The 15667-nt window shown below is 42.2% G+C and carries 14 protein-coding genes; 10 read left to right on the top strand and 4 right to left on the bottom strand.

Annotation, left to right across the window (positions count from 1 at the left end):
* Positions 1 to 46: 46 nt before the first annotated feature.
* The 5 genes from lpdA to NLBNIHML_RS03005 all read left to right on the top strand — a co-directional run bounded on the left by lpdA (position 47) and on the right by NLBNIHML_RS03005 (position 4381).
* Positions 47 to 1432: a dihydrolipoyl dehydrogenase gene (gene lpdA / locus NLBNIHML_RS03025; protein WP_494353741.1), complete on the top strand. Its 1386-nt coding sequence runs from the start codon at positions 47 to 49 to the stop codon at positions 1430 to 1432.
* Between the two features lie 84 nt (positions 1433 to 1516).
* Entirely contained in the window at positions 1517 to 1939 is a 423-nt protein-coding gene (locus NLBNIHML_RS03020; RefSeq protein ID WP_339255422.1) for an HlyD family secretion protein, read from the top strand.
* Positions 1923 to 3071: an ABC transporter permease gene (locus NLBNIHML_RS03015; RefSeq protein WP_342570000.1), complete on the top strand. Its 1149-nt coding sequence runs from the start codon at positions 1923 to 1925 to the stop codon at positions 3069 to 3071. Before NLBNIHML_RS03020 ends, NLBNIHML_RS03015 begins: the two co-directional genes overlap by 17 nt.
* A gap of 127 nt (positions 3072 to 3198) precedes the next feature.
* Positions 3199 to 3762: a GNAT family N-acetyltransferase gene (locus tag NLBNIHML_RS03010; protein WP_342569998.1), complete on the top strand. Its 564-nt coding sequence runs from the start codon at positions 3199 to 3201 to the stop codon at positions 3760 to 3762.
* A 40-nt stretch (positions 3763 to 3802) separates the two neighbouring features.
* A complete protein-coding gene (locus NLBNIHML_RS03005; RefSeq protein ID WP_494353740.1) occupies positions 3803 to 4381 on the top strand; it encodes a hypothetical protein in 579 nt (192 codons plus the stop codon).
* A gap of 117 nt (positions 4382 to 4498) precedes the next feature.
* Here the strand turns inward: NLBNIHML_RS03005 and NLBNIHML_RS03000 are convergent, their stop codons facing one another.
* Positions 4499 to 5419, bottom strand: a complete 921-nt coding sequence (locus NLBNIHML_RS03000; protein ID WP_494353739.1) for a LysR family transcriptional regulator — start codon at positions 5417 to 5419, stop codon at positions 4499 to 4501.
* Positions 5420 to 5517: 98 nt separating this feature from the next.
* Between NLBNIHML_RS03000 and NLBNIHML_RS02995 the strand changes: the two genes are divergently transcribed.
* Positions 5518 to 6402 carry an alpha/beta hydrolase fold domain-containing protein gene (locus tag NLBNIHML_RS02995; protein WP_494353738.1) on the top strand — a complete coding sequence of 295 codons (885 nt, stop codon included), beginning with the start codon at positions 5518 to 5520 and terminating at the stop codon, positions 6400 to 6402.
* Positions 6403 to 6688: 286 nt separating this feature from the next.
* On the opposite strand, the gene NLBNIHML_RS02990 is transcribed toward NLBNIHML_RS02995, so the two are convergent.
* From NLBNIHML_RS02990 to NLBNIHML_RS02980, 3 genes are all read right to left on the bottom strand, one after another.
* A complete protein-coding gene (locus tag NLBNIHML_RS02990; protein ID WP_494353737.1) occupies positions 6689 to 7279 on the bottom strand; it encodes a YjgB family protein in 591 nt (196 codons plus the stop codon).
* A gap of 580 nt (positions 7280 to 7859) precedes the next feature.
* The gene (locus tag NLBNIHML_RS02985; RefSeq protein WP_494353736.1) at positions 7860 to 8882 is read right to left on the bottom strand and encodes a WD40/YVTN/BNR-like repeat-containing protein; all 1023 of its coding nucleotides are present in this window, start codon (positions 8880 to 8882) and stop codon (positions 7860 to 7862) included.
* Between the two features lie 219 nt (positions 8883 to 9101).
* On the bottom strand, positions 9102 to 11198 hold the full coding sequence (locus NLBNIHML_RS02980) for a sensor domain-containing protein (RefSeq protein WP_494353735.1): 2097 nt from the start codon (positions 11196 to 11198) through the stop codon (positions 9102 to 9104).
* A gap of 330 nt (positions 11199 to 11528) precedes the next feature.
* Between NLBNIHML_RS02980 and NLBNIHML_RS02975 the strand changes: the two genes are divergently transcribed.
* Genes NLBNIHML_RS02975 through NLBNIHML_RS02960 form a run of 4 tightly spaced genes read left to right on the top strand, consistent with a single transcriptional unit; the run spans position 11529 to position 15661 of the window.
* Positions 11529 to 13115 (top strand): spore germination protein, encoded by a 1587-nt coding sequence (locus tag NLBNIHML_RS02975; RefSeq protein ID WP_494353734.1) that lies wholly within the window; start codon positions 11529 to 11531, stop codon positions 13113 to 13115.
* A gap of 8 nt (positions 13116 to 13123) precedes the next feature.
* On the top strand, positions 13124 to 14317 hold the full coding sequence (locus NLBNIHML_RS02970; RefSeq protein WP_494353733.1) for a Ger(x)C family spore germination protein: 1194 nt from the start codon (positions 13124 to 13126) through the stop codon (positions 14315 to 14317).
* A complete protein-coding gene (locus NLBNIHML_RS02965; RefSeq protein ID WP_494353732.1) occupies positions 14314 to 14538 on the top strand; it encodes a hypothetical protein in 225 nt (74 codons plus the stop codon). Before NLBNIHML_RS02970 ends, NLBNIHML_RS02965 begins: the two co-directional genes overlap by 4 nt.
* Positions 14539 to 14548: 10 nt before the next feature.
* Entirely contained in the window at positions 14549 to 15661 is a 1113-nt protein-coding gene (locus NLBNIHML_RS02960) for a GerAB/ArcD/ProY family transporter (RefSeq protein WP_494353731.1), read from the top strand.
* Positions 15662 to 15667 lie beyond the last annotated feature (6 nt).

The raw sequence follows: 15667 nt of genomic DNA, 5'->3' as shown, positions 1-15667 counted from the left end.
TATAATATATTACGATCATCATATTTTAAGTTTGGAGGTACGAATCATGAATTTATTAGAAGTCGTAGATACGCTGGTCATTGGATCAGGGCCTGGCGGTTATGTGGCTGCTTTACGTTCGTCACAACTAGGCATGAAAACAGCCATTGTAGAGCGCCAACAGATCGGAGGTGTCTGTACGCATGTAGGCTGTATTCCTTCCAAAGCGCTCATTGCTGAAGCGGAGCGTCTTCATATGCGCAGACAATGGGGAGCTGTTGACGGAGCTTCTTCTTATCAGGAGGCTCAGGTGTTCAAGCAAGCTGTGGTGGATAAGCAGTCTGGAGGGGTTCGGTTTTTACTCAAAACGGCGGGTGTGACTGTTATCGAAGGAGAAGCTAGATTAACTGATGCGAATATCGCTGAAATATATCACGCTGAACAGGGGGCGCGTCGAATAAGCTTTAAGCATCTCATCCTGGCTACCGGTTCCCGTCCGATTGAAATAAGCTCTCTTCCTTACGGCGGACGGATTCTCTCTTCCACTGAGGCGCTATCGCTGCCCGACATACCGGAGCGTCTCGTTGTGGTTGGCGGCGGTTATATTGGCGTGGAACTGGGTCAGATGTTTGCGAGATTTGGAACTAACGTTACGATGCTCGAGGGCGGTGAACAGATTTTGCCGGGATTCGAAGCAGAGCTTGTTGCACCTGTCGTTCGTCAACTGAAAAAGGACGGGATAACCATCTTAACCGAAGCTAAGGTTACAGGGGCAGACCAATATACGAGTCACATCGATCTCCACTATATGCGTCAGAATAAACACCATGTTGTTCAAGCTGACTATGCATTAATTACGGTGGGCAGGAAACCGAACACAGATGGAACCTTGGGTCTCGAACATATAGGTCTGTCCCCTACTCCACAAGGCTTGATCGAGATTGACGAACAGTGCAGAACATCCATCCCGCATATCTATGCCATTGGAGATATTGTTGAAGGCCCTGCTTTGGCTCATAAAGCTTCCTATGAAGCAAAAATTGCAGCAGAAGCTATCGTGGGTAAACCCTCTGTCATCGACTACAAAGCTATTCCGCTCGTTGTGTTTTCTCACCCGGAGATTACGAGCGTTGGTCTTAGCGAAGCGGCATGTAAGCAAAAATCAATTCCTGTTGTCGTTGGCAAATCTGTTTTCTCCATTAATGGCCGTGCACTGGCTCTGAAGGAAACCGAAGGATATGTCAAAATCGTTGCTCACGCTGAGTCTGGCCTTGTATTGGGTGCACAGATTGTCGGGGCTGAAGCATCTACTCTTATATCTGAGCTTTCCCTTGCGATTGAGATGGGAGCAACAGTAGAAGATATAACCATGACCATTCATCCGCATCCAACGCTAGGCGAAATCATCATGGAGGCCGCAGAACAGGCCCATCAGAGAATGGAAAGAAGGTAACCGGAGTCGTTTGATTACGGTTGGAAAGTTGTATGTGAACGAATTCATATCATAAAGAGAGTAATTAGATAGGGAGAGATTATCTTGAAGACTAAATGGAGATTATATATCATCATAACTTTGATCATTATTTTGGCAGGCGGTTTGTTGATCGCGAAGGGGACAGACGCCGTGAGTCAGGCTGAAAGTAAAAAGCAGGGAATATTGAATACGGAACCTAACACTGAAGGGTTTTATGTTGATCTGTATATTCCAGAATCACAGATTAACCAGCTTCAGGCAGATCAAAAGGTAAACGTTCGTTTTCCATATCTGGAGAATCTTCTTGTAAAGGAAGGTGTGGTTACGTCGATCGCCCCCTCTCCTCAATTCGCCAATCTGCGAATGACGCGGGAAAAAGGCCAAGCAGATCTAAGTATGTTTCTGATCCGGATCTCTATTCCAACAAGTACAGATTTGCTTCCGGGAATGACTGCGGAGGTGCAGCTTGATGAAATCACTGGCTGATGAATGGAAGCACATACGCGGGAGTAAGTGGATCATTATTATTTTTGCTGCCCCTCTAATTGCCGCTGTATTTTTCGGGCTTATGTTCTCCCGCAATCAGTTGAGCGAAACACCGGTTGTCGTTGTGGATGAGGATCACTCTTCATATTCAAGGCAACTTATTGAAGAAATCAATGCTTCTCAATATATGAAAGTCACAAATGTGTTTGCCAATCGCCTCTCTCCGGATACGCTGCTGGCGAACGAGAAGGCAGTGGCAGTCATTTTCTTGCCGGAAGGAATAGAGCAACGTAAAGACCAGGGATTGCCCTCAAGTATCGGGGTATGGATGGACAACACCATGCCTTCTAGCCTGAGTGGTATTCGGCCTGCAATTCAAGAAATAATAACAACCGAAAATATGACGCTTGCTGTATCACGTCTTGCTCAAACCGGCATGGACATCGAATCAGCAAAAGCTCTGGTATCCCCGCTGTCTCAAGCGCAGCGCATGTTATATAATCCCAATTCAAGTTATATTGGTACCATGGTGATCGGATTTGTAAATATCATTATACTGATGCTCACGACGGGTGCAGCTGGCGCGATCGCTCCCCGTCTTCGGCAAGAGGGTAAGCTTATATCTGAGGGGAGTTCCCCCTTCCAGCTGTGGATTCGTGTCTTGCCCTATGTGATATTAAGCACCTGCTCTTCCCTGCTCAGTTATGGGATGTTAAAACAAGTGGGACATATGCGATTTGAAGCGGCACCGTATGTCTTTATCATTCCTTTATTGCTGTATTCGATGGCATTATGTTTGCTCGCGATGTTACTCGGTTATTCTGTTCAAAACGTGTCCAGGGTTGGTGCCAGAATGAGCTTGATCCTATATCCATCATTTCTGGTAACAGGTATTCAACTGACGCCGCTTGCATTTCCAACATTTTTTCAGGTTACAGCATGGGGTTTGCCTATGAATTGGCTCAATCGTATGATTCGTGGAATGGCCTTTAGACACGGTGAGTTGACTTTTTATAGTGTAGAGCTAGGAGCCTGTATACTGATTATTGGTTTGGCTTCATTAGGTATAGGATTATTCCTGCGAAGAGAATCACAGGTGCTAACGTCAACACTTGAAGCAAAAGCAGTTTAGATTGGACAATCGCCGTAAGCCTGTAAAAATAATAGGCTACGGCGATTTATGTTAGAATCAAAACCAGAGAAATGAAGCCACCAGCACCTGCAAGAGAACATTACACAGAAAAAGTGAGGTTTATGATATGAAGAAATCAAACGAAGTATATTGCGTGACTGAGCGCCTTGTTATTCGCAATTTCATTTTGCAGGATGTACATTCGTTCTATCACTACCGGGCTAATCCAGATGTTTCCCGTTTTCAATCCTGGGAAAATTATACGCTCCAAGAAGCTGAAGCATTTATTAACAAACAAATAGTACATTCCCCTAACCAGCCCGGGACCTGGTTCCAATACGCCATTGCTCTAACGGAGTCGGATCAATTAATCGGCGATTGTGCCATTCATACACGTGCAGATGAACCTCAGATTGTCGAGCTCGGATTCACTCTTGCACCTGAATTTCAAGGCAAAGGATACATGAATGAGGCACTTTGTGCCCTGATGGACTATGTATTTGGCGCTCTAAATAAACATAAGCTGATCGCTTTTGCCGATGTAAGGAACACCAAGTCGATTCAAGTGTTAGAGCGATTGGGCATGAGACGTGAAGGACACCTGCTCGAAAATTACATGTCCAAAGGTTTCTGGATAGATGAGTTTCAATATGCAATGCTGCAATCGGAGTGGTTGAACAAACAACAATAAAGCTGGAGATGATCGTTCTTTTTCTACAGGAGGAAATGACATGTTGAAGGAAAAGTATGCCACAGAGAACGGCTCTATTTTTCGAAAGCTGGCACTCGGTCTAGTACTGATGTTTATGCTGATTGTACTGATCTTCTGGTGGATCTATCGATTAAATGTGGAAGATATTCAACGAGAGTTAGAAAAGAATAAATTGGGCGAAGTGCGATTCATGTCCTCCCAGCTATCAAATCAATTTGAACAGGTATTAATGAATGCGCTAACATTATCAGAGGATCAATCCGTCAGAGGTTATACATATGTTCTTCATTACGGAAATGATTTTGCTAAATACAAGGCCAAGCTGGAGCTCATTGAGAAGCTGGCTTTGAACAGTGCTTCCACCTCATGGAACAATACCATTATTTTATATTATCCGGATCAAAAGGACACGGTATCTTCTGATCCCCAGTTTTTCCTTCCGATCATTCTCCATGTCTCAAGATCCGCTCGATCAATGGATACTACATATGAACAAGGATGGCACAGGTTATTATTCACATCTCACCAAGGGACATCGAGGGCCGATGTATATCGAGATCAGGATTTCATTAGACGTATTGCAAAAAATGATGTCTGATTATACATCCGGAACACCGATGCTGTATGATTCCCATTTTCAAACAGCCATTCGAGGTTCAGGCTCCCTTCAACTTGCCCAGGCGGATGCCGGGGATATCTCCTCCACCTTCAAGAACTACGGGTAATTCAACGAAGAGCCTTTTGGGTTTTGCACGAGGTTAGCCAGCTTAGTTGTAAATTCTTCGACCATGTTAGAAAGCGGTTCATCTGTTCGTGTGATTCTTCCCAAGATGGCTTTCTCAGAGCTGAATTGTTGCAAAGGAACTGTTACTAATTGTTCACGATAGGTGGAAGACAACGCATTTAATATAAACTCTGGAGCAATCGTTATAGCATTGCCATGAACAATCATCTGGCATAATGCATCGATGTTATTCGTGATTAAGGCGATACGGTTGGTAAGATTAGCGGACATTAATGTGAGAGCGATATTTTCAATATGTTCATCTTTGTATAGGACAAATACTTCATTATGCAAGTCTTCAGGCGAGATTGTTTTGAAAAAGCGTAATGACGAACGGTTGTTCATGATCAACACTGCGCTGCCTTCGACGATAGGAACCCATTCGTACAAATCGTCCTGTTGGCTTTTATTATATGAGAGTAATCCCATGTGCGCATAACCCTCTTGAACATGTTTCATCACCGTAAGTGTATCTCCTTCGATCATCTGAACTTTGAGTGTCGGATATGTATTCATCAGTTCCAACATGGTCTGCACCACTTGAGGAACAAAACCAGGAATGGTGGAAATCGTGATGCACACGGAGGATTCTTCTTTGAAACTGAGCAATGCACTTTGCATGTGTTCAATATTTTTGAGGATGGTTGACGCATGCTGTAGAATTAATTCCCCTTCTGCTGTAGGTGCAACTCCCTTTTGGGTTCGGTAAAAAATAACAGTGTCCATCTCTTCTTCCAATTGTTTGATGGACTGACTGATCGTTGGCACGGTAAGATGATGCACGCTCGCCGCCTTCGTAAATGAACCCCACTGTGCAGCAGATAATAAATATTGCAACTGTGAAATATTCATTTCATCCCTCTTATCCTTAAAATAATATTTATGATACTAAATTATATTTAAATATATTTTATGATTGTATTCAAGTATTCTTTATATAGGAGGTCGATATGATGCGGAGTATACGAAGTTTCTTAGTCGAATTGTTGCTGAGAATGACCAAAAAGAAGCTTGATGTGAATGAGTTTATGGTGGAACGCGGAAAGAGTAACAGCATGCCCTATGAAATACCTGCCAAACTTAAGCAGAAGTATAATATTACCAAAGCACACAGTCTCCCGGTAGACACGTATATATTGAAATCCAAATCTCGTTCGGGCGAACGAGTTGTTCTGTATTTGCCTGGTGGAGGATATGTTGAGCAACCACTGACATGGCACTGGCATTTTTTACACAACTTAACGGAGCAACTACATTGCACGGTGTATGCGCCAATCTACCCGAAAGCACCGAATTATCAGTACATGGATGCCATTGAGAGTGTTCTTAGGGTATATGAGCATGTATTAAAAATAACTGAACCGGAAAACATCGTCATAATGGGCGATTCTGCTGGCGGTGGTCTTTCCTTGGCTTTTGCGCAATATTTATTAGAACAAGGATTGCCACAGCCTAAGGACATTATTCTGCTGTCTCCATGGCTTGATATTACATTAAGCAACCCTAAAGTAATCGCCATGATCGATAAAGAGCCGATGTTGAACTGGAACATGCTGGTTGAGTCTGGGAAAAGGTATGCAGGCGAAACCCCACGCTCACACTACTTGCTCAGTCCGATTCATGGGGAAATTAAAAATTTGGGTAACATTTCACTGTTTATAGGAACACATGAATTATTTCTTCCGGATGCCCGAAAATTCAAAGAAAAAGCTATCCGGCAATCGGTTGATATCAACTATTTCGAGTATCCCAAAATGAATCATGTCTTCCCCGTATTTCCTATACCCGAAGCCAAAAAGGTGCTTAAACAGATTGTGGATATTATCCAGAGCTGAGGTAAGTAGGAGCGATCGCGTTAGAAGTGAAGTGTAGATATCAGTAAACTGCAACTGAATAACACAAACTAAAGGACATAGATATAAAGAACACAGAAAAAGCCGCATCACAGCGGCTTTTCTTGAAGTTCAGTGGTGTATTGACAAAATCCGCCTTAACTGCATGAAATCCAGCTCTTGCAAACTTATCTCGAACATCATTTCCAGTTTCAGTCCCTAGATAATCACAGGCCTCATGCCTGGCCGTTTATTGCTATTAGAAGTTAGCGTATTCGCCTATCCTCTATTATTTTTTCAGAAGATTGATATGATCCAATTCCGTGCTGCTGTTAAATATAAATTCAAGTTTATAAGCACCACGGATGTAAGTCAGCTTAGTTTGGGAAAGTTTGCCCGTTTTGATCGTAGTGACCGAGTTTGGCGCAAACCAGTTTTTCTTCACCATAGCGATCGTGATGCCACCGATGTTTGTTTGACGTTCTACATTGGTTCCGAAATAACGCATTTCACGGATTTTATCCAGTTTATAGTTGAAGGCGTATCCCGGTGTCCCCATCTCAGCTCCGTAAACGTCGAAGCCATCGGCGTCTTTAGCCGGCACTGGCGCTTTGCCGATAGCCTTGATCACTTCTTCTTTAGTCGTTTTGCCGACTATGAAGCTACTAACAACACCGGGAAAGTGGCCGTTAAGGGCAGGTTTATAAAAGCTGTTCAAAGTGTTCAATGCTTTCTGGGAATCCGATTGGCTGACCGAAGCTGCATGGGCCTGTGGGACAGTCACTACAGTGCTGTACAAGCCTACTGCTGAACCCGCGCCGATTACGCCGGCTGCAGTTAATGCGATTGCTGCTTTTTTGAATGGTGTTTTTAAGTTCATGATGATCTCTCCTTTTATAACTCTCTCCTATTTTATTTACCCATTATTCCCTTGTTTTTGACTGCCGGGTTCCTTTTTCCTTTTACCCGGATGTCTCAAAAGCTATCTCAACTATAACGGACGCCTCCTGTGAAGGGGTTACGATCTTATGAAAAGGTAATATCAAATTTGATACTCTCATTTGAAGATAACGGGTGAAGCTGTGATAGAATATAATTTGAAACTTTACTGCTGGAACAATGATTTTGGTACTCGCTTCTCCATTTTTGGCTCACGCATTTTAATGGAATGATTGCTAGTTAGATAGGTTTCTTCATATGCAAACCGAAATAAGGAATGTACAAAAACGTTCTAAAATAGCGACTTCAATGGAAGCATGTCTTGTCCCTCAACATGGATTCTGTGTATTTAGAGCTAAAACCACTTGGAGATTATTACTCTCAGATCACCTTTTTATTGCAAAATAGCCGTTAATCATCATACAGATTAACGGCTATTTTGCTCCTTACTGGCCAGCACATCCACAAGTTTAACTGCATGAGGATGACCATTCTCTTTAGGTGAGAAAGACTCCTCCAGTTTAAGATGATCGGTACATGATTTCCCCATAGGTTCCAACAAAGATAAATTTCCCGTACATCTTAATGCCGTCCTTCATCATCTCGGTACCGAATACCTTCACCCCAGGATGTTTTTCTGGCATGGCAACCTTTTTCCACTGGATGCCATCCTTAGATACAAAATACTGATCAGAGAAAACATATTCCCCGTCGGTTTCGCTATAGGTGTGATTCATTGCGAAGAAGGATCCGTCGAATGCGGTCAGTAAATTAAACCCAGAAGTATGATCTACTAGATTTGTAGTTTTCTTCATCCAATTCAGACCATCTTTCGATACCCACGCCTTTCCAGCTACATAAGGGTCAATGGCCACATAAGCGGTACCTGACCAAGCAAGATAAGTCTGATTCAAATCCAGGGTCTTCACCAGGTTCCAATGAACGCCATCCGTTGTCTGCATAAGCTTCGTCGTACCAATTCCGGTATTATAGTTGTGAACACGGAAGGACGCTAGCAGTTTTTTTCCATCCCATACCATTGAAGTCAGCCAATCTTTGCTTACACTGGGGACACGCGTCCAATTCACTCCATCTTTGGATGTATACGTTCCGTACACCTGATCGGAAGCTACAAAGAACGACCCAGCCCAAGTAATGTTCGTTAAATCCCCAAGCTGATCTTTGAAAGTTACTTTGGCCTGTTTCCAGCTTGAACCATCCGGGGAATAATAGACCCCGCCGTTGCCGACGGCTACGAATTTATTTGCTCCCCAAGCTACATCAAACAGGCTGGCTCTGCCAAACTTCTCTCTATAAGAAAAAGGATTGCTGGTTCTCCAGGTTTTCCCGTCATCCGTATAAACGACACTTCCGTACATGCCTACAGCTACTGTTCTCTTTCCATTTGTGGCAAGGGCATTAAAATCACCGCTTGTCGCCGTACCGATTAATCGGTAACTCCAGGTTGAACCGTCCTTCGTATATATCGAGTAGGTTCCATCCGGGGAATTCTGCTTATCATTATCTAGATTAATTTTATTCAAAAACTGCACCTCCAATTGTTAGATGGTATCCAACAAAAGGGGTGCAGTTCACCGTTGATCAGCGGGTTTCTTGTTATTATTGAGCTATCGTTTCACGTTAGTTGAATGCCAAATACAAGGATAAACGGGTGGCCTATTCGGTCCCGGCTTTCATTATTACGGCATCTCACTTGACGTATTACTACATTATTTGGTGTTGCAGAGCGTCCGCACTTCGCTTTAAAAGTTTTCATAAAGAATAGAACGTTCAAACACACTAACACTTAAGGGTTTACTATAAAGGTAACCTTGAACAAAGTCACACCCTAGTTCTTCTAGTTCTGTTTTTTGCTCTGCTGTCTCTACACCCTCAGCAACTACCTTTAAATCAAGACCTTTAGCAAGAGTAATTATTGCTTTCACAATTGAATTTCCATCCTTAGATCCTAAGTTATTGATAAAAGAACGATCAATCTTTAGACTGCTTATCGGCATTTTAGACAAGTAAGCAAGGGAGCTGTAACCCGTACCAAAGTCATCCACACTTATTCCAATACCTATATTTCGAAGTTCTTCTAAAACTGAATTCGCTACTTTGAAGTCAACAGCAATGCTCTCTGTTATTTCAAATCCGAGAAGTTCTGAAGCAATTTCAGTCTCAGCTAGAATATTTTTAATATCTGAAATTAAATTTTTGCTATAAAACTGTCTAACCGATAAATTAATACTCACAGGCACAACAGGATACCGTTTTTCTTTCCAGTGTTTAATTTGGTAGCATACGTTATGTATGACCCACCGTCCAATCTCTTCAATTAATCCGCTTTCCTCAGCTATTGCGATAAACTCATTTGGCCCCAGATGACCTAAAGTTGGGTGGTTCCAACGAATAAGCGCCTCTGCTCCTATTAATTCCCCTGTTTTGATCTCATATTGTGGCTGATAAAATAATTCGAATTCATCCCGCTCAACGGCAGTTCTTAAACTACTCTCTAAAATAATATTACTTTTAAGCTGAGACATATCTTTGTTGTACAATACAAAATAATCGGTCATTTTTTTGGCAGATATCTGGGCAATCTCAGCATGTTTAAGTAGCTCTTGAACATTTTCTGTATCCTTTGCATAAATTGCCCCGCCGATACTAGCAGTAATATATATATTCATTTCTTTAACTAGGATCTCTCTTTTTAACTCTTTTAATAATTCATTAATAAAACTGTTTGTTTCTTTTTCATTTATATTTGAAATTACAATGGCGAAATCATCTCCACCCATACGTGCAGCAATACCCTGTTCCCCAACAATTGTCTTAAGTCTTTCAGCAACCATTTGGAGCAAGGTATCTCCTATTTCATAACCTAGAGTATCGTTAATTCTTCCAAAACGATCTAAATCAACATAAAGGATTAAAATATTTCTTTCAACTTCTTGCTGCATTGCTGCTAATTTTTTTTTGAGTGATTTTCTATTCAACAGCCCAGTTAGATCATCATGATAAGCTAAATGTTTTAATTGTTTCTCATCCTGTTTTTGTTTCGTTATGTCTATAACGATCCCATCCAGTCGAATCAGTTCTTTATTCTCATTGAACACGGGAACGGTCAAATCTTCAATATACCTTATTTCAGAACTTTTCTGGTGAATAATCCGGTATTGATGCCTTAATACCCCATTATTTAATTTATTCTGTGCTTTCTTCACTCGTTCCTTGTCGTCTGGGTGAATGACTTCTAGCCAAAAATTCCGATTTTCTAAAAATTTATCTAAATCTACTCCGTAAATATTGGAAATTGGTTTAGATGCGGTTATGATCTGATCCCGAAAGACATCAACCGACCAGATGCCAACTTCTAGATTATCTATTATTTTTTCCATAAGATTTTGTGTTCGATTATACTCACTCTGAAGTTTATTGAAGTTAGTTCTATCTCTTGCTAAGCTCAATATTACTTTTTGTTTGTTCCACGTCAGTAAACGACTGATTAATTCGATATCAAATAAAGAACCATCATCTCGGATACATTTAATTTGTAATCTGGGATCAATTCTACCTTCTTCGCTATACATACAGTGTATCCAATCACTGACCACATGGAGATGATCTTTAAGTATAAATTTGGCAATAGGCTGGCCAGTTAACGATGGCTGATCGACACCAATCATCTTGTGGGCAGTTTGGTTGGCATATAATACAACGGTATCTGTGTGTATAATAATTGCTTCCTCAATTGCTTCTGAAACAGCTTCAAATAAGTGTTTGATTTGCAAAAAACTCTTAAGCCTTTTTAATTGTGAACTATCTACTCTACCAATACGCTTATTTGATTCACCCATAGGAAAAACCCTCTCTAATATACTGTGTGGAAACCTATAGAACTTTTAGTCTGAACTGTTCTTAAATCGCGTTTCCCTCTTTAGTATTACTCTAATTTATAGTTCTATAGGACTAAATATCGGTTTTAACAAATGTATAGTTGAGAAATATAAAATAAGAAAGAACACTTACCAGCGTATACCCAAAAGACCATGCCTATAGTCAAGTGAATTCTGTTAGAGAAGTAATCTTGAGCAGAATTCATTTGAACAGGCGCTTCAGCCTGATGATGTATAAAACAAATGGCATCGAGGAAATATAAGTAAAAATTGATTGCCGAGGTTACTATAATGCAATTTAAATGGCTTAAGAAGAAATTGAAAAACTGGGAGATGACCCTTCCAAACTCCGACACACCTGTAACAACTCAGCAGAGTACGGAGCCGCGTACAGTCGATCTTGATCTAAGATTAGACTGGCTCACCCAGCATCTCTCGAATTCATCAGATCTTGCCATCCATTCCTTTGTCGCCGGAGCGGAGTTGAAATGTGCCTTACTCTACATCAAAGGAATGATTGATCTAAAGGCCATCGAACAGCACGTTCTGAATACGGTGGGAGAGTTCGACCCATCCTGGACAACTGAGGATATCAGCTTGCATATCTTTGTGTACAAGCGGCTCCCAATCGCTCATCAAAGTGTTCACTTTAGTATGCAGGAAGCCTACCAAAGCCTGTTGGAGGGAGGAGCATTACTGCTTATGGACGGAGAGTCTCGCATGCTTGCGCTCTCCGTGACTGCCTTTGAAAAGAGATCTATTCAGGAAGCTCCAAACGAAGCTGTAATTCGAGGGCCACGTGAAGCTTTTATAGAAAGTATGGATACCAATCTAACCATGATCCGAAGAAGGCTCAAAACGCCAGCGTTTAAGATGGATCTGATGCATATAGGCACGGAGACTCATACCTCCGTAGCCATCGTGTATCTACAGGGAAAGTGCAAGCAGGCTTTAATCGATGAAGTGAAAAAGAGACTATCTGCAATCGAGATTGACTCCGTTCTCGGCTCCAGCTACCTGGAGGAATTTATAGAGGATTATCCATTCTCCCCTTTTCCCCAATTGCAATCTACTGAGCGTCCGGATGTGGTCAGTGCCGCGCTGTTGGAAGGAAGAATAGCCATCATTGTGGATGGTACCCCTATTGCTCTTATTGCACCAGTCACGATCTTTATGTTGCTGCAGTCAGCAGAAGATTATTACCAGCGGTTTGTTGCAGCGAACTGGATTAGGGCTATTCGGATGCTCTTTCTGTTCATTTCACTGTTAATGCCGTCTATATACGTAGCTATAACGACATTTCACCCGGATATCATTCCAGAAAGGCTACTAATTACAATAGCTTCTTCAAGGGAAATTGTACCCTTTCCCGCGCTGGTCGAGGCCTTCCTAATGGAGCTGTCTTTTGAAGCTCTGCGTGAAGCAACTGTACGAATTCCTAAATCAATCGGTCAGTCCGTATCCATTATTGGAGCCTTGATCATCGGCAATGCTGCTGTTGATGCGGGTATTGTGTCAGCTGCAATGGTGATTATTGTGGCATTAACCGGTATCGCTTCTTTTATCATTCCCCATTTTGACTTGGGGCTTTCCTTCCGACTGCTTCGGTTTCCTATCATGATTCTGGCTGGTACTTTTGGGTTGATTGGCATAGTCTGCGGGTTGATTCTAATCTATCTCCATTTACTTGATCTCCGCTCTTTTGACCTGCCCTATTTATCCCCAATAGCACCACTTCATACGAATGATCTCAAGGATACTATCGCAAGAGCCCCATGGTGGGCAATGAAGAATAGACCTTCTTTCTTCGACGGGAAAGGTCGAAGTAAGCGTTTGAAGACCCGAAGTTGGGGGCATGCCAAAGAAGAGGAGGAGTGAAACTAGATATGTATATGTTAAAGCTCCTGAAGGTTTTTATGGCATGTATTCCTATATGTATGTTGTGTGGTTGTTGGTCCAAGATTGAAGTAAATGACAGAGCATTCGCCAGGGTTATGTTGCTTGATCGAACCAACGAGGGTATAGAGATGACATTGGGATTTCCGTTGCCGAACCGATTGGCAAGCACGTCTAAAGGCGGGGGCGGAGGTTCCTCGTCTAAGCCGTTTACTTTTGTAACAAAAACAGGGAGTGATATTGGAGAAGCGTTTCAGAAAATACAAGCTGATTTGACCCGAAGAGTTACACTCGGTCAACTGAGACATATTGTAATCGGCAAGGGATTTGCACAGTCGGGCTTAAAGCCAGTAGTCGATTTCGTTGCACGTGACTTCTCGATACATATTAATGCTTACCTGTTCATTAGCGAGGATAAAGCGAAACGCGTAACCTCCATTCCTGTAACGTTCGAAGAATTCCCAACAGATATCCTCTCACAATTTGCCAAGGAGCGTCAGACAATAATGGTCACAGTAAGGGATATGCTGATGTCTACCTATAATCGCGGTGATCTTGTTATTCCCATGCTTGTTTTTGGTAAACAAGGCGTTGCGTCAGAAGAAAATAAGGAGAATTGGATGGGTACGGATGGGGCAGGAGTTATCAGGAATGGAAAAATGATTGGCAAATTAACTAACGAGGAAACGCAAGGCGCTTTATGGGTTCTCAATCAGTTAAACTATTCTGCGTATAAAGTTAATTCTCCTAGAGATAACAAGCCGGTCAACTTTCTAATCCGGAATGCTAGCACTCACTTAAAGGCACAGGTTCATGGTGACGACATTTCAATTCAAATTGAGTGTAAAGCAATGGCTGGCATTTTGGGAACAGAATCAGCTATAAATGTCACTGAACCGACTGAGCTTCGAAAGCTTGAATTGTTGCTAAATGAGCAAATCAAAGACCGTATCCGCCGAGCTGTGGCCGTGTCTAAGACATTGAAATCAGATGTTTTTCAGTTCGCAGATTATATTAAATGGAGATATCCGGGGAGATGGAAAGAACTTAGGCCAGCATGGGGAGAACTTTACGCTGACCAGGTGAGAGTAGATCCTAAGGTTAATATTTCTGTTAAATGGTTCGGCACCTCGCAGAGACCTCAGTGGAACAGAACCCTGCCGGATGCGGAGGAACACAAATGATAATGATCGCCATCGTTTATGGTGCAGTCGGTATTTTAGAATGGAGATATCTGCGGAAAAATAAACGTTCTTTGCGCTGTGTCATGATTCTGGCGTGTTTATGGCTAGTTATGTTCACCGGGATGGAAGTAACTTATGCCATAAAGGATTGGTGGTCCCTTGGGCTGATTATCTCGTTTATTTTTGAGCCCATACAGCAGTTCTTATTCATCGGAGATTGAAGGAGGCCCCATGGGAAAAATAACATCGCTTCAAGTGTACATGTTCTTTGCTCAATTCCTTTTCTCAAGTACGATCGGTTTCTTTATCAGTCCCTTGGTTAAACATGCCGGATATATGTCTTGGGTGTCGGTAATACTCGGAAGTCTAATCGGACTTCTCATCGCTTATCTAACATATAGGTTATGTCTTCGCAGGCCTACACATTTTCTTGGACAGTACGGAAAGGACATCTTGGGCAGATGGATCCATTATCCACTGTTTCTGATCGTCATCTTTGTCAATCTGTTCTCAGCCGCGTTTATCACACGCCAGTTTATTGACTTTGTCGTTCAAATATACTTACCTGGTACACCGGACTGGCCTGTAGCCATTTTATTCGGTTTTTGTGTAGCCCGTGGGGTTCGTTCAGGCCCGGTTGCATTATTTCAAAGCGCTCAAGGGGTATTTTTCTTAAGTATACTCTCAGTTCTGGCATTCCCCCTGTTCGCCTCGAAAGAAATAAATATAGACATGGCCGTTGCATTGGTTACAGCTGGGCAGCCAGCTGGAATATGGAATGGTACAATGATCGTCGTGGCCCTATTCAGCGAAATGGCTTTTATCGTGTATCTATTTCCGTATTTTGTTGGTACAGACAAGTTAATGAGGTCACTAATGGGAGCTACGGCTACGGCTGTTGTGATTATACTTGCTGTCCAGGTGGTATGCTTACTGTTATTTGGTTCAGAACTAACAGCGAATCTTACCTATCCAACATTAGAAATGATTCGTTATGTTCATGCGGGGATTTTCCTGGAAAATTTGGATCCGCTGCTGATTGTCTTTTGGCTGTTTAGTATATTTCTGAAGATATCTCTCTTCCTGCTTATATCCGTAAAGGGATTTGCTCACTTGGTTGGAATGAATGATCATAAACCGTTTTCTTACATTATGTCTGTTGCCATGGTGATCATGTCGATTAATATGTTCAAATCTACAGCCCACTTGGAGGATGTCACGAATCGGAGTGAAACGGCATTTCTTCTTTTTACAGGAGTAACTCCAGTCTTATATTATCTGGTGGACCGGATTCGTTTTGGTAAGCTGAAGAAGAACACTAATCAGGCAGAGACAGACAGCTAAAGAACA

The organism is Paenibacillus sp. JNU01 (genome assembly GCF_059130585.1).
Note: the sequence above shows the minus strand (reverse complement) of the source record. Positions and strands in the feature narration are given on the sequence as shown.